This is a genomic window from Buttiauxella sp. WJP83, from assembly GCF_027594725.1.
Lineage (GTDB): Bacteria > Pseudomonadota > Gammaproteobacteria > Enterobacterales > Enterobacteriaceae > Buttiauxella > Buttiauxella selenatireducens.
Genome location: NZ_CP110080.1, coordinates 2,807,672 through 2,826,633, shown reverse-complemented (window position 1 = coordinate 2,826,633; position 18,962 = coordinate 2,807,672). Strand labels below are relative to the sequence as shown.

Below are 18,962 nucleotides of genomic sequence, written 5' to 3'. Positions count from 1 at the left end.
CTTACATTATTGTGAAAATAGACATTTGCGGCCGGATGGTGCACCAATCACGCGAGACATTTTTTCGCAAATAACTGTGATCTGTTTACCCTTTTTGAGAGCAATTGCTGTTGTTTTTTCCGAGTCTTTCATTTCCATGCGAGCAGGCATGAATTCATTATCAGTCTTAAGACTAACAATTATTGAATCGGTAAAATCTTTATCGATAGATTGCACAACCCCTTTAACTGCGACTAATTTACCTTTCATTTGCTCGTCAGTAGCCACCTCATTTTCTTCATAAGCTTTGAACAGTTGGCGGGCAGTAGTATTAAATACTTCTTTTTGTGGCGCTGATGCTGGTTCTTGCGCTTCGGTATTCGCTGAAGCTGAATTGGATGAATCGTTCTTGCTTGCAAAATATCCAATGGCCATAAAACCGATAAAAATATAAAAAATCCATTTCAGTAACTTTTTCATTCTCATCCTCAATTAAATAGTTTTGCTGTGAAATTATCTCTAAAGCAACAGGAGTAGATAATTTATCGCAATATCCTAAGTACTAACTATTAAAAAATCCGCCCTGGCGGTTTTTTTATGTCTGGAGTTTGTATGGCATCGTGGAAAGACAAGCTGGTTGATGCGTCGTTTCGCGGCGTCGCATTCAAAGTTGAAGATGAAAGCGCGGGTGTTGGTCGTCGCGTGGAAACTCACGAATTCCCCAACCGCGATAAACCCTATACCGAAGATCTCGGGAAAATCAGCCAGCGCCCGAATATTTCAGCTTACCTGATTGGCGATGACTGTTTTGAGCAGCGCGACCGCCTGATTGAAGCCCTGAATAAACCCGGTCCGGGTACGCTGATCCATCCGACGTACGGTGAAATGAAAATGTGTGTTGACGGCGAAATTCGTGTCAGCACATCGAACAGTGAAGGGCGCATGGTGCGTCTTGACCTGAAATTTGTTGAAGCGGGCGAGTTGTCTTATCCGACATCGGGTGCTGCGACGGCCCAGAACCTGACCTCATCCTGCTCAGCACTGGACGACTGTATCAGTGATAACTTTGATAATTTCAGCATCGATGGCGTGGCTGATTTTATTCAGAACGATGTTGTGAAATCAGCGACAGGAATGATGGGTTACGTCTCGGACAGCATGAAAGTGGTTGATTCTGTGGTATCGGATGCCGCCAGGCTGATGCAGGGGGATATATCTGTGCTGCTGCCACCTCCTTCATCCGGAAAAGGCTTCGTTGATCAGTTGCAAAAGATGTGGCGTAGCGGCAACCGTTTATATGGTAATGCCGGTGACTTATTCACGATGATTAAAACGTTTTCGGGAATAAGCCTGGGGAGTGATTTACAGCCGGTTGGGGTGTGGAAAACAGACAGCGCAACAACTAAAACAACAAAAGAGCAAAGCAACTACGTCGCCAGCGCTATCAGAACGACGGCAATTAGTGAAGCGGCTAACGCTGTGACAAGCCTGCCCGCGCCAGCCAGCCAGACACCGAATATCCAGCAGGGGCAAACGCAGACCGGCTGGCCATCGGTGACTCATCCCGCTCTCAATAATGCGCCGGACGTAAACCCGTCTGTCGACCTGCCGACATGGGATGATCTGGTTGATATCCGGGATACGCTGAACCAGTCGATTGATAAAGAAATGTCCCGCACGAATGATGACCGGTTATTTCTTGCGCTACGTCGTGTAAAAGCCGATCTGAATACCGATATCAAAAGCCGCCTTGAGCAAACAGAAAAAACAGTGGTTCGCACGCCAGATGAAGTGTTGCCAGCGCTTGTGCTGGCGGCTACCTGGTTTGATAACGCCGCGCGTGAGACTGATATCACGCGGCGCAACGCGGTTGCTCATCCGGGGTTTGTTCCGGTGGCAGCGATGAGGGTGCCAGCACGATGAACGACAATGTCACACTGAGGGTTAATGGTCGGGAGTGGGGGGGCTGGACGTCGGTAAGAATTGGCGCGGGGATTGAGCGACTGGCGCGTGACTTCAGTGTTGAAATCACCCGGCAGTGGCCCGGTAATAATGAACAGGTATCGCTGCAACCGCGTATAAAAAACGGGTCAAAAGTGGAAGTGCTGATTGGTGATGACCTGGTGATCACCGGCTGGGTCGAGGCCACACCGGTTCGCTACGATGCGAATTCAGTCAGTACCGCGATTTCTGGTCGCAGTCTGACCGCTGACCTTATCGATTGTACCGCAGAGCCGACACAGTTTAACGGCCAGTCACTGGTGCAGGTTGCTGCAGCGTTAGCCAAACCTTTCGGGATCAGGGTAGTGAACGAAGGCGCACCGTCCGGGACCATTCCTGGTATTCAGCCGGATCACGGTGAAACCGTTATTGAGCTGCTGAACAAAATGCTGGGCCAGCAGCAGGCGCTGGCTTATGACGATCCGCGCGGACGGCTGGTAATCGGCGGTATTGGCGTAACAAAAGCCCATACCGCGCTGGTGCTCGGGCAAAATATCATTTCCTGTGATACCGAAAAAAGCATTCGCGACAGGTTTTCTACCTACCAGGTAGCCGGGCAGCGTGCCGGGAACGATGACGATTTTGGCGCGGCGACGACCACCGCATTACGCGCCCGTACCGCTGATGCTTCCATTTCCCGTTATCGCCCGATGTATGTCCAGCAAACAGGGCAGGCCACAGGGGCAAGCTGTATTGCCCGTGCCGAGTTCGAAGCACGACAACGCGCGGCCCGTACTGATGAAACCACCTATGTTGTGCATGGCTGGCGGCAGGGGAATGGTGCGCTCTGGCAACCCAATTTACGTGTTGTTGTGTGGGATCCGGTTTGCGGTTTCGATAACCGTGAATTGCTTATCTCGGAAGTGAACTTCACAAAAGACAGCAAAGGCACGCTGACAGAACTGCGCGTAGGTCCTGCAGATGCGTATTTGCCCGAACCGGAAGATACGAAGAAACGGAAAAAGGCCAAAGCAACCGAAGAGGACCCATTCTGATGAGAGCCTTGCAAAGCTTGCAGCGGCAGGTGCTTAGCCTTATCGGTCGTGCCGTTGTGAAGAGTATCAATGCGGCCACAAAGTGTCAGACCGTGGATGTGGAGTTGCTGGCAGGTGACCAGAAAGGGGGTATTGAACATCTTGAGCCCTATGGATTCACTGCGGTGGCAAACGAGGGCTCTGAAGCCATTGTCTTGTTCCCGGACGCTGACCGCTCTCATGCCGTCGCCATTGTTGTTGCCGATCGCCGCTACCGGATCAAAGGGCTGAAAACGGGTGAAGTGGCTTTTTATGATGACCAGGGGCAAACCGTCACTCTGACGCGCGACGGGATTGTTGTGGACGGCGCCGGCAAAATCATCACTTTCCGGAACGCCCCGAAAGCGCGGTTTGAAATGGACATTGAATCCACGGGCCAGATCAAGGACCGGTGCGATACAGATGGCCTCACCATGTCAGCCATGCGCATTGCCTATAACGGGCATAAACACCATGAAAACGGACAGGGCAATCTCACCAATACAGCGGATAAACCGATGGAGGCGTAATGGATCTGTGGCTGACGGTGAATGGCCAGTATACGAGTGCCAGTGCGCCACTGGATAAGCTCACGCGTGCTGTAGTCATTTCCCTTTTCACCTGGCGACGTGCCGAACCTGATGATAATGCCGACGTACCCATGGGGTGGTGGGGAGATACCTGGCCTGCGGTACAAAATGACCGCTACGGCTCCCGCCTCTGGCTGCTGCAACGCAGCAAACTGACTAACCAGACCGTCAATGTCGTCAGAACCTATATCAATGAAGCCCTGCAGTGGATGCTCGATGACGGCGTGGTATCCCGCATTGAGTTAAAGATTCAGCGCACGGGTATCAATGAGCTGGGTAACAGCCTGACGCTGTGGCGGTATGACGGGCCCGTAGTAATTTCTTTCGATGATTTATGGAGTGCGATAACCCATGGCGGACAGTGAATTCCAGCGTCCGACGCTGGCCGAAAATATCAGCATGCTCAGAACCGATCTGTTTGCACGTCTCGATGTGAACGACACGTTGCGTCGCATGGATGAAGACGTCAGGGCAAAAGTGTATGCGGCAGCACTGCATACCGTGTACGGCTATATCGATTATCTGGCCATGAATATGTTACCGGATCTCTGTGACGAAGCGTGGCTGATGCGGCATGCCTCAATGAAGCGATGTCCGAGAAAACGGGCCACAGGCGCAGCAGGTTTTATGCGCTGGGACGGCGTCAGCGATAACCTGAAAGTGACCGCCGGCAGCGTCATTCAGCGCGATGATCTTGTGCAGTACACGGCGACGGCGGATGCAGTGAGTGCAGGCGGCGTCCTGCGGGTTCCGGTTGTGTGCTCTGTGGAAGGTCTTATCGGGAATGCGGATGACGGTGTGCCGCTGATCCTGGTTACACCGGTTAACGGTCTTCCGTCATCGGGTGTAGCTGACACGCTGAAAGGCGGTTTCGATATTGAAGGTCTGGAAGAGTGGCGCTCCCGAGTGATTGAGCGGTACTACTGGACACCACAGGGCGGTGCCGACGGTGATTATGTTGTCTGGGCGAAAGAGGTCCCGGGCATTACGCGCGCCTGGACGTACCGGCACTGGATGGGGACCGGTACGGTCGGTGTGATGGTGGCCAGTAGCAATTTGATTAATCCGATCCTGGATGATGCGACAGTAGCAGAAGCACAGGCGCACATTGAACCGCTGGCGCCAGTGGCGGGATCGGATCTGTATGTGTTTAAGGCGACCGCAAAAACCATTAATTTCACCATTGACCTGAATCCTGACAATGCCGAAACACGGTCCGCTGTTGAGGCTGAGCTTCGTTCTCTCCTTCTGCGCGATGGTTATCCGGAAGGAACGCTTGAATTGTCTCGTATCAACGAGGCCATATCGATAGCTGCCGGGGAGTACAGCCATAAGCTGATTGCACCCGCTGCGGATACTCTGGTGGCGAAGAATGAACTGGCGGTACTGGGGGGAATATCGTGGCAGTAAATGAAGAGGATTATGTCCACCTGCTGGACGCACTACTTCCCCCCGGGCCTGCCTGGTCAACGGATGACGTGGCGATTAGAGGCGTGGCGCCCTCATTGCTCAGAGTTCATCAGCACGCTGACGATCTGATGCTGGAAATCGACCCGCGCACCACGACTGAAATGATAAGCCGGTGGGAAACATGCTGTGGCCTGCCTGATGAATGTCTTCCCACGGGGACACAGACGATCCGACAGCGCCAACAGCGGCTGGATGCGAAAGTAAACCTGGCTGGTGGGATTAACGAGACTTTTTTTCTTGAGCTGCTGACTGCACTGGGCAAACCTGGTGCGACTATCACCCGCTACAACAAAGGGCCGTTTAAGTGTACGTCATCGTGCATTGATGCAACGTACTCCACTGAATGGCGGTATTACTGGCAGGTCAATATGCCAGCAGCCACAGATGCGACCTGGATGACCTGCACAGACAAGTGCGAAACGCCTGTCCGTTACTGGGGCGACACCGTCGCTGAGTGCGTTATCAATAAACTCTGTCCGTCCCATACCTACGTAATCTTTAAATATCCGTAACCGGAGACATTATGCATCGTATTGATACACCTACTGCGCAGAAGGATAAATTCGGCGCGGGTAAGAACGGCTTTACGCGTGGAAACCCTCAGACGGGCACTCAGGCGACAGATCTTGATGATGACTATTTTGACGCTATTCAGGAAGAGCTTGCGGGAGTTGTAGAAGCCACTGGAATCTCACTAGATAAGGCAAAACGCAATCAACTACTGACAGCGCTTAAGGCGTTACTACTGAGTCGCGCGCATCCGTTCGCTGACATTAAGGCAGACGGAGCTGCTGCTGTAGCGGAAGCTCTTACAAACCTTGGTCTGATAAACGGTAGTGGTTATAGCGGTCGATTATCAGGAGTACCAAAACTCATTGCCACATCAGGAACGTATACGACCCCATCAGGTGTGAAGGCGCTTATCGTAGAGGTTATTGGTGCAGGGGCGGGCGGTGGCGGAACTCTGTCAGCAACTGCTGGTGCACACTCTGTAACGGGTGGTGGCGGGGCAGGGGGCACGGCAGTGTCTTTCATTGCAAATCCAGTAACTACATACAATGTGACTATTGGCGCTGGAGGAAAAAGCGGTACTACAGCAGGGACATCGGGAACCGATGGGGGTACAACGAGTTTTGGTTCTGTTGCTATCGCAACTGGTGGCACTGGCGGAACTGGCGGTACGACGACCGCAATTTCCCAGACGAACGCTATTGTAGCGGCGGGCGGTAACGCAGGAAAAGGAACTGTCGGTAATATTCGTTGCGGCTCTAATGAATCTGCGGGGGTGTCTGTGGGAACGAACTATGGAAATATTTCATCTGGCGGTGGGTCAACACCGTATGGGACTGGAGGGATGCGTGTGGGTCTGTCAGTAAAGGGTAATCAGCCTGGGTTCTCAGCAACAGGATATGGAGCGGGTGGTAGTGGTGCCATTTCTATTGATGCCGGTGGTGCGGCTGCCGGTGGAGATGGTTCAGATGGATGTGTTCTGGTATGGGAACTTTACTGATGAGATATGCACTGATTAAATATGGCATTGTTGAAAACGTTGCAGTCTGGGATAGCGAGTCTGACTGGACAGTGCCAGAAGGCTCTATATCCGTGCAATCTGATTCGGCGGGAATAGGTTGGGGTTATGTAGATGGCGCATTCCATTCACCAGAACAGCATCCACTAACTCATGAGCAACTTGTTGCACAGGCAGAGCAGCAAAAAGCACAGCGGCGAGCTGAGGCCGACTCAGAGATCGCTTGGCGTCAGGACGCTGTTGATGCAGGAATAGCGACAGAAGCAGAAACCTCCGAGTTGCCTGAATGTAAAAAATACCGGGTATTGCTGATGCGTGTGGATACGTCTACTGCGCCAGATATCACATGGCCTGTTCAGCCAGCATAGAATCTTTGATAGAGGCGCAGGGATGTGCTTAAATTTTGAGCAGTAAAAACATCCATAGGAGGTAGCTTTTGAGGGAGATCCCGATAGGCTTGGATTTTTTTTCGGTTCACTATCTAACATTTAGGTCCTCGTATCGATGGAACCTACCACGAACTGTTGGCCTTGCTTAGGCCTTTTAATATCGGACTGATAATCAGCGATGACTGGGGCAGTTATGCCAGAGAAGTGCCGAAGGATAAGCATCTCACCGGGAAAGTATTTACTCAGTGTATTGAGCGTAATAACCTGAAAATAAAACCCCGCATTAAGCGTCTGATCAGAAAATAATCAACTTTTTCACTCTAGATTGAGTTATATGAAAAAATCATCGGTGCGTTCTTTGAAAATCATACATTCTACTAATTGTATGAATTACCTGACACCTAACCTTGGGGGGTGCAGGAAACTAGCTCAAAGAAATGAAAAAAAATCACCGTAATAAACATCCCTTACATGAGTGAAATTTACTCATGCTGAAAGTAGGTTTTATGCCTATTATCAGCATGATAAATTGGAGTGATTATTCTTTTATTTTAAATGAGTATTTGTATTTTGGTTTAAAAAATACCTATCGATTATTAACCCAGTCAAAACCGCCAAGGAGACTAAGAAAAAGCTTAAATTTCTTATTTCACCAGTCCCAGAGAAAAGAACAAACAATGGTATGCTTATTAATGTGACAAGACCTATGTGTTGTTTTGTTTTTTTATCACATAAAGGCATGCCGTTTTTAAATATAATAAACATTAATAGAATAAATGCTAAAGATGTTCCTCCAAGACCAACAATTCCGTAAGTATTTACTTTTTCAACATAGATGTAAGTATGGTAATCGAAATATGCTTTTATATTTTCCACTAAATGGAATTCTAATGCTCCACCTAGGTTATTTGCATAGATATGCTTTGTGATAATGTTTATAATTCCAGATATCAGAATAATTGACAGTGTAAATACAATTGCTTTTTTCTTTTCCATTTCAGAGTTAATTAGAGGGTACAAGGTGAACGCAAAAAAGAAAAATGTTTCTTTATTTAGCGTTGCTGGGATAGTTAGAACTAAAAGTGGCAACCATTTTTTATTTATGCATAGATATACTGCTAGTGACATAAATAACAACTCAATCCCATCATAAAAATATCCTCCGCCAGCAAGGAAGTAAGGAAAGTAGAGTGCTAGCAAAATAGGGGACATTATTGAGGAAATTTGACTGCACCCCATGGAAAGCAATAGTTTTCTAAGTGTAAACAAACTGAATAATATAGATGCGAAACAAAGATGATAAATAATGATGTATTTGAATTTTAATGTAACATCATTACTTACTGTAATTTTGGAAAATGTTTTTTCTGGTTTAAAGTTATCCGTGACAAATGTTTTTATTTCTTCTGGGGTGTTTTTTTCTATTGTATTAGCAATAAATGGTGCAAGTTGTCTGTAAACAAATGGTTTGTATGCAGAACCAGACAGCATATTTTCGATGCCATTTCTGACCTGACCATCAAGTAAAGCCCACTTCCCCATTACTCCGGAAAAGCTGGCGCTTGATGCCATCCAGAAAATCACAAATAGTAAAAACCCCTTTGTAAAAATGGAGTTTTTAATGGATCCAATATTCATTTTTTTTCCTTGTGAGGAGAAGTCACGGCTATGCGCTTTTGGATACACATATAATGCCTATGCAAATAAAAACAAGCCCTGCAACTTTTAAGGTGTTAACGCTCTCGTTTAAAAAATAATATCCTATAACTGTTGTTATGACATAACCCAAAGATAAAAGGGGATACGCAACAGTCACATCTAATTTACTTAGAACCACCATCCATAGTATTAAACTCAAAAGGTAAAAAGATATGCCTAACATGAACCATGGATTACATATTATTGATGTAATAAATTGAATTCCAATTCCATGACCAGCTAAAAGATTGGTCGCCGACATAGTCTTTTTTAGGGCAATTTGAGCTATAGCATTCAGTGTTATACTACATATGACGACTGAAAATATTAGGATAGACATTACAATACTCTATTCTGTTGACTATATATTATTTTTAATGTAACATTATAAACAATTTTTTGCTTTACCGCAATATTTATGTGTGAGATGTCTCAATTATGAACTCCAAAGTATTGGCGCATGGAAAAACTAAAAGTTTTTTTTGGAATCTAATAAAACTCCTACGGCCCAAGCACTGGATTAAAAATACATTTGTATTAGCACCACTGATTTTTTCAGGACAATTCAATAACTATAATTCAATTGCTAATGCGTTTGTGGCTGTAATTCTTTTTTGTTTGGGGTCTTCCGTTGTTTATATTTTTAACGATATAAAAGATAGGGAGCGAGACAGGTTACATCCAAAAAAATCGATATCTCGTCCAATAGCTTCAGGTGTGATATCCGTTAAATGCGCATTACTATTATTGATGGGATTACTTTTTATAATTGTATCCATGGGTGCCTTTTTAAATTTAAAAGTATTAATTGTTGTGCTTGGATATCTTGCTTTAAACGTTGCATATACTTTATATCTTAAACACCAACCTGTTATGGATATATTTACCATTGCAATAGGGTTTGTATTGCGTGTTTATGCCGGAGCAGTGGCGCTATCAGTCCCGGTGTCATCGTGGATGTTTGTAACAACATTATGTCTTGCACTTTATCTAGCTGCAATAAAACGCCGGCAGGAACTTAATCAAAATGGTGTAAATGGACGACAAGTATTGGAGCGTTATACCTTACCATTGATAGAAAGATATGCAGAAATATCTGCGATTTGTGCTCTTATATTTTATAGCTTATTTGTGATGTCTTCACATCCAGATCTTGTTATCACTGTGCCTTTAGTTCTGTTCGGTTTGTTCCGATATTGGTACATTGTTGAAATGTCAGATAGGGGGGAATCCCCTACAGATGCACTGCTTAAAGATGCGCCTCTATTGCTTACATGTCTTGCTTGGACAATGGCATGTATTTATGTTTTATGGTCAATTAAACATTGATATATTGATGGACAGCTAATCATGGATTTTTCTTATGCAATCACCCCATTTCTTTCTTGGTTTTTTGCTGGAGGGTTAAAGTTTTTTATAAATAGCCTTAAGGAAAGGAAACCTGCTTACGAATTAATAGGATATGGAGGAATGCCTAGTAATCATGCTGCAATAGTATCAAGTATGGTTGCACTAATTGCAATGAAGAATGGTGTTGAACATCCTTCGTTTGGCGTAGCATTAACGCTAGCGTTTATCGTTATTCTTGATGCCAATAGTTTGCGTAGAAATATAGGAAAAATAGCAAAGTCAGTTAATAAATTAGCACAGGATGATAGCGCCCATATTGCTCTCAGAGAGCGAATGGGGCACACAAAGGGAGAGCTAGCCGGTGGTGTTTTAGTTGGCACTGTAATCGCTTGGTTCGTAAGTTATTTTTTTTGAAAATATTACGGGATTACCTTAATCCTGAAATATTATAGATGTTTACGATTTTAGGCCGTTTATTTCAATCCTAAGGGCTATCAAAGAATTAGCACCGCGGACTTCATACGCCAGGCCGGTCTGGTATAGAGACACATTAGGGATAACCACTAGGATTCAGCGTAAGACCTCGCTTGTCACGTTCGATAACCTCAATCATGTTGTTAAGCAGAAGGGTAAATCGCTGATAACGGAAGATGGGTAGGAGATAGAAAGTGATTCGCCGGATGATGTCGTGGCTCACAGAGTGGTAACGCATTCGATGAACCGGGTGAGGGATTATGACGGGAGGCTTTGATGGAGCATAAAAAAGCAGCCATACTTGGCTACTTCCTGGAGCGTTAGAAATTTTATGTCACTGCAAGGTTTTTTTACCAACCTTCGCTGCTGCTAAAATAGCGTGACCAATATCGTTAAAAATTTAGCTTTGCCAGGTGACCATTCGTTGTTTCGGACCTCCAACGGCACATGCCCTAGCAAATTAAAATGTACTACTGCAAAAGTCGAATTTCTTTCGATGGCTTGGCAAAACATTATCTTTTGGGAAGTAGCTCCGAATCCCAACGATGATCATGTTATCCATAATCTACTCGCTAACGAGCCAGTACTCGGCTTCTTCAAACATATCTTCAATCAGGCGGTTCAATTTTACTTTTTTTTCTCTTCGAGCAGTCGCTGTTTACGGCGTTAGCCTGCATAGGTTTAACTCGAACATCAGCGGAAGGGAAAATACCATACACCGCTTTGTCAGTTTGGACAGAATAATATCTTTGGTACCAGGCAGGCTTTCTACATTGCGTTTGTCATAAATGAGTTCAACTTACTCTACAGATTCCTTCTACTGGCTTGTTATACAGGTATTTTTTATGCTGTTTGCATGCTTGGTTAAAAATTTATACAGAGTAATATCGGATAAAATCCATTCTGCAAAACACAATTTATTTGTCATAAATTCAATGAATTAAAGATCTCTGTTTTCGCACGATCTGTAGCCATGAAAAGATGATTTTTATATGTGATTTCAAGGCATTGTCTTTGCTTGCTTCCACTGTTGCTGCGTCATATGGAATGGTTCGAAGCGGCTGACTTAATTGTTAAAGGTATGGAAGGCGCGATTAACGCTAAAACCGTAACTTACGATTTCGAACGTCTGATGGATGGCGCTAAACTGCTGAAATGTTCAGAGTTTGGCGACGCGATGATCGAACATATGTAATTAGCGATTTTGCTGATTTCGAAGCGGGAGCCTGGTGCTCCCGTTTTTTATGAAAGACTTTTGCAAAACAGATTTAATTATGACAACGCGGATAGCCTGGTGCGGTAAAAAGAAATAGGCACAGATGAATGCAATGCAAAGAAATTATTTTCATCAGAAATCGAGTAGCTCATCTTCTTTAATTATTTTTTCTACTATCTCAGTGATATAGGTTGGGTTTCCATCTGCATCACGCAGCCAGACCGTAACTAAATCGCCTTTTTTCACCGTATCGGCATACAGGTCGCCGACCGTGCCATCTCTGAGAGCGACAACATATCTTTTCATGTTTTACCTCTTTTGAATTAAAGCCCGCTTCCTGGTATGGCTGGATATATCTCGCATGTAGAAAGTTATAATTCCTGAATTCAGGAAATAAGCATTCGTTTTTTAATTCAAATTTGAACTTGTATCCCGCACGGGTTACTGCGCCTAACGTTTTATATCAGCCTGTGTAGCGCGTCGGTTGCTGCATGCTGTTGTCAGGCGCAAGACCAGGTCTTATACCGGCTTGATGTTCTGATTCATCCGGAACAGGTTCGTCGGGTCGTACTTATTCTTGAGTTCCACGAGTCGATTGTAGGTCGCTCCGTAAGCGAAGGCGATGCGGTCGGCCTCCTCCTGGGTAAGGAAGTTGATGTAAGCACCGCTACTGGCAAACGGTTGTGATTTCGCGAAGAATTCACGCGCCCAGGCGATGCAGTGCTCATCCTCGGCGGCGGACTCCCAGCGACCGTGCACATTCATCACGTAATTGGCATCCCGGCTTGAGTAGGCCATTGCTTCAGGTGCTACGATCGCTGTCTGGCCACCAATTGTCCCGATGAATATCTCACATTGGGGTGATGGCAACTTCGCTGCGTATTCGATGATGGCATCGATAACGCCGTCACTGAGTTGCGAGAAGTTATGTGACTTCCAGTAGTTGCGCGCCCCTTTTGCTAATAACGGATCGAATGCCTGTTGCCAGGCGGTATAGGGTTGTACTCCGATGTGCTCGCCGAGCACCGTACCGAACCCGCGCAGTGGCTCAATCAGCTTCTCACCCTCTTTAGGATCGCCCACATAGCAAAGAGCGAGCGCAACCATCTCTTTCCCGTGAACGTCCTCGGGCAAGAAGGGTAGCGGAGGTGCCTTGCGCGTGACCATCCAAACATTGAGTTCTTCAGGCATCGTCTCGGTAAATCGGGCGAACTGCGAGATCACGGACTTTGCCTGATCAAATGGAAAGATGATGAGCCCACTCAGTACGTTCGGCCCGACGGGGTGCAGCTGGAATTCGAAGCGAGTCACAACACCGAAGTTGCCACCTCCACCCCGAAGTCCCCAAAAGAGATCCGCATTTTCTGATTCACTGGCGTGCAGTTGACTCCCATCTGCTGTGACGACCTCCGCGGAGAGCAGATTATCTATAGTCATACCGTACTTCCGACTCAGCCAGCCGAACCCGCCGCCGAGTGTCAGGCCAGCCACACCGGTAGTCGAGTTGATGCCCAGCGGTGTGGCGAGTCCATGCGCCTGCACAACTTCATCAAAGTCGCCAAGGGTGCAGCCAGGCTCAACGCTGGCCCTACGGGTTGTCAGGTCCACTTGCACGTTCTTCATCAACGAGAGGTCGATCATCAGACCGCCGTCGCACACAGCATTACCCGCGATATTGTGACCCCCTCCTCGGATCGAAATGAGGAGATTTTGCGTGCGTCCAAATTCAATGGCCTGGACCACATCCTCAGGGGATGTGCAGCGAGCGATCAGCGCGGGTTTGCGGTCGATCATGGCGTTCCAGATCTGGCGCACCTCGTCGTAGCCTGCATCGTCAGGAAGTATCAACTCCCCATTGAAGTGCGTTTTGAACTCGTCAATATTTAACTTCTGTAACTCCTTCATGATTGTCTCCCGGTTTTAATTACCCCTATTAATTATGGTGGTTTTCCCGAGCAATGATGGTGTACGAAGCATTTATTGGAAGTTTATTGACGTGCAGTCATCAGTGAAGTGAAACGCGTTGGGATGTCAGAGAGGATGACGCTGTGGGCAACAGCATGCTTTTATCTGTTGCCCACGACTCAAATACTGTGATTACCAGAAAACGTTAGCTTGCAGACCAACGGCCCAGGTGTCGTTGGAATGGCCGTTTTCGAAGGCGCTACCTGAGTTATCCCAGTTATCTGAACTGCTATCAAAATAGCTGGCATACAGACGTAATTCAGGTTTGTCGCGACCGTAAGTCAGAGCCTGAGCGATGGTATATTTCGAACCGCTGCGGTCATAGTTTGCCCCATCAACAGTTTTCTCATCATCGAAGTAACCCAGTTCAACGTAGGTGCGGGTATAGTCGGACCAGTGATAGGTCACTTTGGCGCTGGCGGAGACTGTTGTGCCTTCCCCTTTGTTTCCATTCCACAGCTCAACATCGTTAGCTGTTGCATAGTTAATTGCGTGGCTCAGATCCCAATCTTTTGCTAATGGGATGACACCGTAGTTGCGTAATGCCCAACCGTTACCGCTTTTCACTGTACCGTTCAGGGTATCGGCAGCACCGAAAGTTACCCCTTGTAAGGCTGAACCGTCAGAATAATATTGAATGACGGTATTGTTGGTGCCGGTATCGAGGACCTGCTGCTTCACGACGGCCATAACCGTTTGGCCATCAGAATAATCGTGGTTGTTATGCTGAATTTGCTCATCGCTGGCATCAGCACCAAGGTATTTATAACCCACGGCGAGGGTTGCACCACTCCACAGAGGTTGGCTGTCATACATTAATTCCAATTGGTTGGAATCGACTAAATCATCAACATCAACGCTGTCGAGTTCGCCATCAGCCCCAATTGAGTTATCTTCTTCAATATCGCGATGAAGCACGGCAACAGAAAGTTTGCCTTGCCCCAGAGACATTTTTTCTATCCCGCCACCAACGTTAGTGTGGTTCCAGTAGTCATAGTCGTTTGCATCAATACTGTATTTGTTATATTGACGGATACCAACCCATGATGTTTCTTCTAATCCCAGGAAGTTACGGAATTGCATATTCAGGTTTTCCCAACCGAATGGATTATCTCCATTATTACTGTTGGAATCACCATCATACATGTTAATCATGGTCTGAATATAAACAGACTGATTACCTGCGTTATATAACTCTTTTCCAAAGCCAATTTCTGCATAGGTATCAAATTCATTACCCAGACGGCCTACTTTATTTTTCTGAAAACTGCCGCCGACAGCTTCTTTCATCGAACCGTTTTCACCACCCGCAACCCCAGCACGGAAATATCCGTAGAAATCAATACCGGCTAAAGGATCAGCGGCAACGATGGTTTTAGAAGCTGCCGCTGTAGTTTCAGTTGCGAATACAGTAGTAGGGAGTAGTGCAAGTGTAACGGAAACAGCTAAGGGTAAGAGAGTTGTTTTCACTATATTTCTTCCTGAATTAAAATTATATGTGCACAGTTTTGTTAAATAAAAGACAAAATAAACACGTTTAACTGATGTCCAGTTAACGTGTTGATTGTTTAATTAAATAAGCCTTATAAGTTTTGCATTATATTGTCTGAAAACTTGTATAAGCTAGAGGACATGTGCTGTTTTTTTATTTAAAAATAAACCATATAAAGTTAATGGGGTGTGTTTTTTATCTCGGTAATGCGTTAAGTTAAATGGCCAATATACGATGGCCAATAATGCTGCATCGCTGCAAATGATGCCCTGACACAATTAATGTGTGCAAACAATATTATTTGAATCATCATGTATTTAATGAGTATTTTGATTCGTTTGAGACATTAAGCGGTTAGCAAGGCGATAATCGAAGAATTTTCAATCGGTTGAGCCAGACAGCGACTTTGATTTAAGAAGTTGCACTCGTGAAGACTATAATTTAGACACGCCATCCTGGCGCGACTCGCCTATTGTGGAGACTTATTATGAAGAAATATGCATTGATACTACTGGCTGCTTCTACCCTGATAGCGGCAATTCCTGCACAGGCTACTGAACAGTCAAGACAACGTCAGGATGCCCGTGACGTGAGACAGGGCACTCGTCAGGTGTCGCGTGACATTAAGCAAGAGTGTCGCGATGGTCTTGTTGGCAATGCTGATTGTCGCCAGGATCACCGTCAAAATAAGCAGGAAGGCCGTGATAAAGCCCGCGATATCAAGTATTGAGATGCACTGTGAGGTGTAAGAGCTCGCACCAGTCAGATATAGCACTGAAGCGAATCTGCTGGCCGGGCATTTCATGATTCCAAAATGATTTCAACACGTCGCGCGGAAAGATAAGTTTAAAATTGTATTTCTTCCTGCGCGACGAGCTAAGCCACTGAAGGGTATTATTTGTGCCCGCCATACGGGTGCGCTAGTCACTTCAGGGCTTAACACATTTAGGAATTTATCATGAAAAAATATGCATTAGTGTTGCTTGCTGCTTCCACCCTAATGACCGCGGTACCAGCTTTGGCAACTGAGCAAGCGCAAGAGCGCCAGGACGGACGTCAAGCTAAGCAAGAGTGTCGTGACGGTCTTGTTGGCAATGCCGATTGTCGCCAGGAAAAACGCGATATCAAGCACTGATAGATAAGGGGTAAGAGTGACTCCTGATTAGTGCAGAAAAAACCCGGCTTAATCGTCGGGTTATTTTTTAGGGGGCTTTATTTGCCGCCCATCTTCGTGAAGAAATCCTCAGGCCAATGTGCTAAATCAGCAGTAACCTTATTTCAACTTCTCTATCACTCGCTTTTACAAATACTGTTTACTGAAAGCCATCTCTGCGCCGGATTCTCTTTTCCACTATTTGCGACAAGCCCTCAATGACCAGACTGCTTATTGACAAGCATCGAAACGGATACGGATACCTCGTAACCTAATAAATATAAAGCTTGTTCCAGGGTCTCTACTTTCGATGCATAGCGGACATCTAACAGGCGATCAATCTGTGGGCCATGTTGGTTCAACATCCTTGCAAGGTCAGCCTTACGTGTGCCGGTGTTAATCATTGCATTGTGTAGCGAAGCCTTCAGGCATGTCAGCACCGGAAGGTGAATAGCTAATTCGCCCTTCACAGCTTGAGATGGGAGCGGTACAGGCTTACGCGTATCAATCAACTCTCCAATCATGGCCGTCAATGCCTCCTGCGCTTCCAGTTCGATATCGTCATCGGAAAATGCGACTGAATGCAGATTTTCTAAGTCACGAAAGCTGATTTCGTATTCACCAGTCTCTTCATCTATTGCGACAGCAGCGGGATACTTAAACATAAAGCCTCTTTGGATTTATTGGATTCAGTGTTGAAAGGCGCAAGCATTAAGCCACAAAGCCTTTGAACAGTGGAAGAGGAAGTTGATATCTGTCAGTTGATTACTGCTCGGCGGGATGATTACATAAATACTGCGAGTCATGCGGACTTAAAACGGGAGCCTTAAGCTCCCGTTTTTAATATCATGGTTTAGAACGTGTACTTAATACCTAAACGGTAACGAACTTCCATTTCATCTTTCTCATGGTTTTCGTTGTAACGTGGTACATAACCGATTTCAGTATATGGTTTCCAGTGCTTATCAATATTATAACTGGCCACAACGTTATACAGCCAGTAATTGTGTTCACCTTCATAATCTTCGTAGTTGGTGAAGCGATATTCAAAATCGCCGACTATCGAGAATTGATCATTCGCGTAGCCAAACTCCCAGTTAAATTGGTTGTAGTTTTTATCCTTAACATTGGAGTTTTCATTCACCTCAATACCTGGACGCCAGCGCAGAGTGGTCATCCAGTTATCGTTAATATTGTAGATGGCTTTAATCTGTGCGCGGTAACCGATATAGGAATCACCTACATCAAGGTTAATCGCTGGCGCAAGTGTTAGCTTGTCATTGATAATGAAGTTCTTACCAAACTCAAATTCGCTACCGTTGCCACTGTATTTCTCGATACCGTTTTTGTAGCCTTCGTTATCAACTTCTGTTTTCTCAGAAATTTTACCTTCGACGCTTGCAAAATATCCATCTTCGGTAGTATGGCCAATCTTAATTCTGTCAGCGTTGGTGCCACTTTCAGGTTTGAATTCATGACGATAGTCAAGTGTAACCGCACCAGACGAAACTGAAACCAATAATGTTGCAAGAGCGCTAATTTTAAACAAACATTTCATTTGTCTTTCCCTGTTGTGAATTAAAAAATCAGTCATCGGACTGGTAACGATGCTAATTAATTTCGCCTCAAGAAAGAGATAACCCGATCAAGAAAATGAAATCATGTTTCAATTGTTTTGTTTATTATTAAATAAAATAATAATTGTGTTTTTTTACAATATTTAATAACCGGAAGTGGTGATGTTAATAAACTGTAATTGTATTGTCTAAAATATATGTGTCAATTATGAGGTCTGGCAGAGGTAGAGGGTAAGCATGGGGGGAGGTGCCACTTGTGCAGCCCGAACGTGCCAGGCTGAACTGAGGTATATATGTTTAACTGTTTATTTTAATACTTTCATTCGAAAATACTTCATACACAGATGTTCCATATAGGTGGAAATTAAATAAACGGGGATGACTACCGCATTTATTGCAGGCAATAACGCAACATAACCAGACAGTCGCTTTTGGCCTACGCATCTGGTTTTTCGTAGCGTGGCAATTGGGTTATCTGATAAGTGCTTGTGCTTTGTATTATGCACCGGTCTGGTTTTGGGTTTCCTGAATAAAACAAGAAGTACTGTTGTTTTTCAGGGAAGAAAACAAGGTTATCGCCATTTTGGTAGCTGATAACGCGGAAGGGGACGCCATTCTCCGTTTTTGTTTTCTTTACGCCTGAAGCAATCAAAAAGTGATCGTCCCATTTCATTGTCGAAAGGTTATGGTTAAAGCGTGATATGACGACATGTTCACGCATTGGGCATGAAAGCTGGGTCGCAGTGGCAGCAAAAGCGGATGAATGAATGCAGCCTAAAAGGCTAATCAGGAGGATGAGTTTCATAGAGCGTCTCAATTTTTATGCATAGTAATGCGAGGGTAACATTTATCATCGCTGCATATAACCTTGGGTCGTTCAGGGTTTTTAGACGTTTTTTTTGCGAATGCGGGTTTTATCACCAGGTTGTTAAGCCATGTTTAGGCCAAAACCTAAGAACTTTTCGGGTTTAAAGAGACGTGATGATAATTATCACATGTTAAATTTTGAGCAAAACGGTAATTTTTTATTCGTGGCTGGTTGATTTAATATCAATAAGTTGAATTTT

General features: G+C 45.5%; 21 protein-coding genes and 3 pseudogenes. 14 read left to right on the top strand and 10 right to left on the bottom strand.

Features of this window, described 5'->3' with window-relative positions; all coding sequences use genetic code 11:
* Positions 1 to 6: 6 nt before the first annotated feature.
* Positions 7 to 459 carry an OB-fold protein gene (locus OH773_RS13110; RefSeq protein ID WP_270139271.1) on the bottom strand — a complete coding sequence of 151 codons (453 nt, stop codon included), beginning with the start codon at positions 457 to 459 and terminating at the stop codon, positions 7 to 9.
* 132 nt (positions 460 to 591) lie between these two features.
* Between OH773_RS13110 and OH773_RS13105 the strand changes: the two genes are divergently transcribed.
* The 9 genes and pseudogenes from OH773_RS13105 to OH773_RS13065 all read left to right on the top strand — a co-directional run.
* On the top strand, positions 592 to 1,902 hold the full coding sequence (locus OH773_RS13105) for a DNA circularization protein (protein ID WP_270139270.1): 1,311 nt from the start codon (positions 592 to 594) through the stop codon (positions 1,900 to 1,902).
* Positions 1,899 to 2,975 (top strand): phage baseplate assembly protein, encoded by a 1,077-nt coding sequence (locus tag OH773_RS13100; protein ID WP_270139269.1) that lies wholly within the window; start codon positions 1,899 to 1,901, stop codon positions 2,973 to 2,975. Before OH773_RS13105 ends, OH773_RS13100 begins: the two co-directional genes overlap by 4 nt.
* Positions 2,975 to 3,523, top strand: a complete 549-nt coding sequence (locus tag OH773_RS13095; RefSeq protein ID WP_270139268.1) for a phage baseplate assembly protein V — start codon at positions 2,975 to 2,977, stop codon at positions 3,521 to 3,523. The genes OH773_RS13100 and OH773_RS13095 overlap by 1 nt, the downstream gene beginning before the upstream one ends.
* On the top strand, positions 3,523 to 3,948 hold the full coding sequence (locus OH773_RS13090) for a phage GP46 family protein (protein WP_270139267.1): 426 nt from the start codon (positions 3,523 to 3,525) through the stop codon (positions 3,946 to 3,948). Before OH773_RS13095 ends, OH773_RS13090 begins: the two co-directional genes overlap by 1 nt.
* Complete coding sequence (locus OH773_RS13085; RefSeq protein WP_270139266.1) at positions 3,935 to 4,993, top strand: baseplate J/gp47 family protein; 1,059 nt, start codon at positions 3,935 to 3,937, stop codon at positions 4,991 to 4,993. Before OH773_RS13090 ends, OH773_RS13085 begins: the two co-directional genes overlap by 14 nt.
* On the top strand, positions 4,984 to 5,565 hold the full coding sequence (locus OH773_RS13080; RefSeq protein WP_270139265.1) for a YmfQ family protein: 582 nt from the start codon (positions 4,984 to 4,986) through the stop codon (positions 5,563 to 5,565). Before OH773_RS13085 ends, OH773_RS13080 begins: the two co-directional genes overlap by 10 nt.
* A gap of 11 nt (positions 5,566 to 5,576) precedes the next feature.
* Positions 5,577 to 6,563 carry a glycine-rich domain-containing protein gene (locus OH773_RS13075; protein ID WP_270139264.1) on the top strand — a complete coding sequence of 329 codons (987 nt, stop codon included), beginning with the start codon at positions 5,577 to 5,579 and terminating at the stop codon, positions 6,561 to 6,563.
* A complete protein-coding gene (locus OH773_RS13070) occupies positions 6,563 to 6,949 on the top strand; it encodes a tail fiber assembly protein (protein ID WP_270139263.1) in 387 nt (128 codons plus the stop codon). Before OH773_RS13075 ends, OH773_RS13070 begins: the two co-directional genes overlap by 1 nt.
* 123 nt (positions 6,950 to 7,072) lie before the next feature.
* Positions 7,073 to 7,294 (top strand): annotated as a pseudogene (locus OH773_RS13065) (IS1 family transposase); the annotation flags it as partial.
* Positions 7,295 to 7,516: 222 nt separating this feature from the next.
* On the opposite strand, the gene OH773_RS13060 reads toward OH773_RS13065, so the two are convergent.
* Together OH773_RS13060 and OH773_RS22445 are read right to left on the bottom strand one after the other, a co-directional pair.
* Positions 7,517 to 8,608: a hypothetical protein gene (locus tag OH773_RS13060; RefSeq protein WP_270139262.1), complete on the bottom strand. Its 1,092-nt coding sequence runs from the start codon at positions 8,606 to 8,608 to the stop codon at positions 7,517 to 7,519.
* Positions 8,609 to 8,636: 28 nt separating this feature from the next.
* A complete protein-coding gene (locus OH773_RS22445; RefSeq protein ID WP_442865684.1) occupies positions 8,637 to 8,810 on the bottom strand; it encodes an EamA family transporter in 174 nt (57 codons plus the stop codon).
* Positions 8,811 to 9,106: 296 nt separating this feature from the next.
* Here OH773_RS22445 and OH773_RS13055 point away from each other — a divergent pair, with 296 nt between their 5' ends.
* Together OH773_RS13055 and OH773_RS13050 are read left to right on the top strand one after the other, a co-directional pair.
* Entirely contained in the window at positions 9,107 to 9,997 is an 891-nt protein-coding gene (locus tag OH773_RS13055; RefSeq protein WP_270139261.1) for a decaprenyl-phosphate phosphoribosyltransferase, read from the top strand.
* A 21-nt stretch (positions 9,998 to 10,018) separates the two neighbouring features.
* Positions 10,019 to 10,432: a divergent PAP2 family protein gene (locus OH773_RS13050; RefSeq protein WP_270139260.1), complete on the top strand. Its 414-nt coding sequence runs from the start codon at positions 10,019 to 10,021 to the stop codon at positions 10,430 to 10,432.
* 625 nt (positions 10,433 to 11,057) lie between these two features.
* Here OH773_RS13050 and OH773_RS13045 read toward each other — a convergent pair.
* A pseudogene (locus OH773_RS13045) lies at positions 11,058 to 11,282 on the bottom strand (DinI-like family protein).
* A gap of 237 nt (positions 11,283 to 11,519) precedes the next feature.
* On the opposite strand from OH773_RS13045, the pseudogene OH773_RS13040 reads away from it, so the two are divergent.
* Positions 11,520 to 11,687 (top strand): annotated as a pseudogene (locus OH773_RS13040) (NADP-dependent isocitrate dehydrogenase); the annotation flags it as partial.
* A 153-nt stretch (positions 11,688 to 11,840) separates the two neighbouring features.
* Here the strand turns inward: OH773_RS13040 and OH773_RS13035 are convergent.
* The 3 genes from OH773_RS13035 to OH773_RS13025 all read right to left on the bottom strand — a co-directional run bounded on the left by OH773_RS13035 (position 11,841) and on the right by OH773_RS13025 (position 15,143).
* Positions 11,841 to 12,014: a hypothetical protein gene (locus tag OH773_RS13035; RefSeq protein ID WP_270139259.1), complete on the bottom strand. Its 174-nt coding sequence runs from the start codon at positions 12,012 to 12,014 to the stop codon at positions 11,841 to 11,843.
* A 213-nt stretch (positions 12,015 to 12,227) separates the two neighbouring features.
* Positions 12,228 to 13,613 (bottom strand): FAD-binding oxidoreductase, encoded by a 1,386-nt coding sequence (locus OH773_RS13030; RefSeq protein WP_270139258.1) that lies wholly within the window; start codon positions 13,611 to 13,613, stop codon positions 12,228 to 12,230.
* Between the two features lie 192 nt (positions 13,614 to 13,805).
* On the bottom strand, positions 13,806 to 15,143 hold the full coding sequence (locus OH773_RS13025; protein ID WP_270139256.1) for a carbohydrate porin: 1,338 nt from the start codon (positions 15,141 to 15,143) through the stop codon (positions 13,806 to 13,808).
* Between the two features lie 509 nt (positions 15,144 to 15,652).
* Between OH773_RS13025 and OH773_RS13020 the strand changes: the two genes are divergently transcribed.
* Together OH773_RS13020 and OH773_RS13015 are read left to right on the top strand one after the other, a co-directional pair.
* Positions 15,653 to 15,895, top strand: a complete 243-nt coding sequence (locus OH773_RS13020; RefSeq protein WP_183271857.1) for a hypothetical protein — start codon at positions 15,653 to 15,655, stop codon at positions 15,893 to 15,895.
* 228 nt (positions 15,896 to 16,123) lie between these two features.
* Entirely contained in the window at positions 16,124 to 16,300 is a 177-nt protein-coding gene (locus tag OH773_RS13015) for a hypothetical protein (protein WP_183271856.1), read from the top strand.
* 233 nt (positions 16,301 to 16,533) lie between these two features.
* Here the strand turns inward: OH773_RS13015 and OH773_RS13010 are convergent, their stop codons facing one another.
* The 3 genes from OH773_RS13010 to OH773_RS13000 form a co-directional block, all read right to left on the bottom strand.
* The gene (locus tag OH773_RS13010) at positions 16,534 to 16,983 is read right to left on the bottom strand and encodes a hypothetical protein (protein ID WP_270139255.1); all 450 of its coding nucleotides are present in this window, start codon (positions 16,981 to 16,983) and stop codon (positions 16,534 to 16,536) included.
* A gap of 188 nt (positions 16,984 to 17,171) precedes the next feature.
* Positions 17,172 to 17,876: an oligogalacturonate-specific porin KdgM family protein gene (locus OH773_RS13005; protein ID WP_183271854.1), complete on the bottom strand. Its 705-nt coding sequence runs from the start codon at positions 17,874 to 17,876 to the stop codon at positions 17,172 to 17,174.
* 455 nt (positions 17,877 to 18,331) lie between these two features.
* Positions 18,332 to 18,700 (bottom strand): hypothetical protein, encoded by a 369-nt coding sequence (locus tag OH773_RS13000; protein WP_270139254.1) that lies wholly within the window; start codon positions 18,698 to 18,700, stop codon positions 18,332 to 18,334.
* Positions 18,701 to 18,962: the final 262 nt, after the last annotated feature.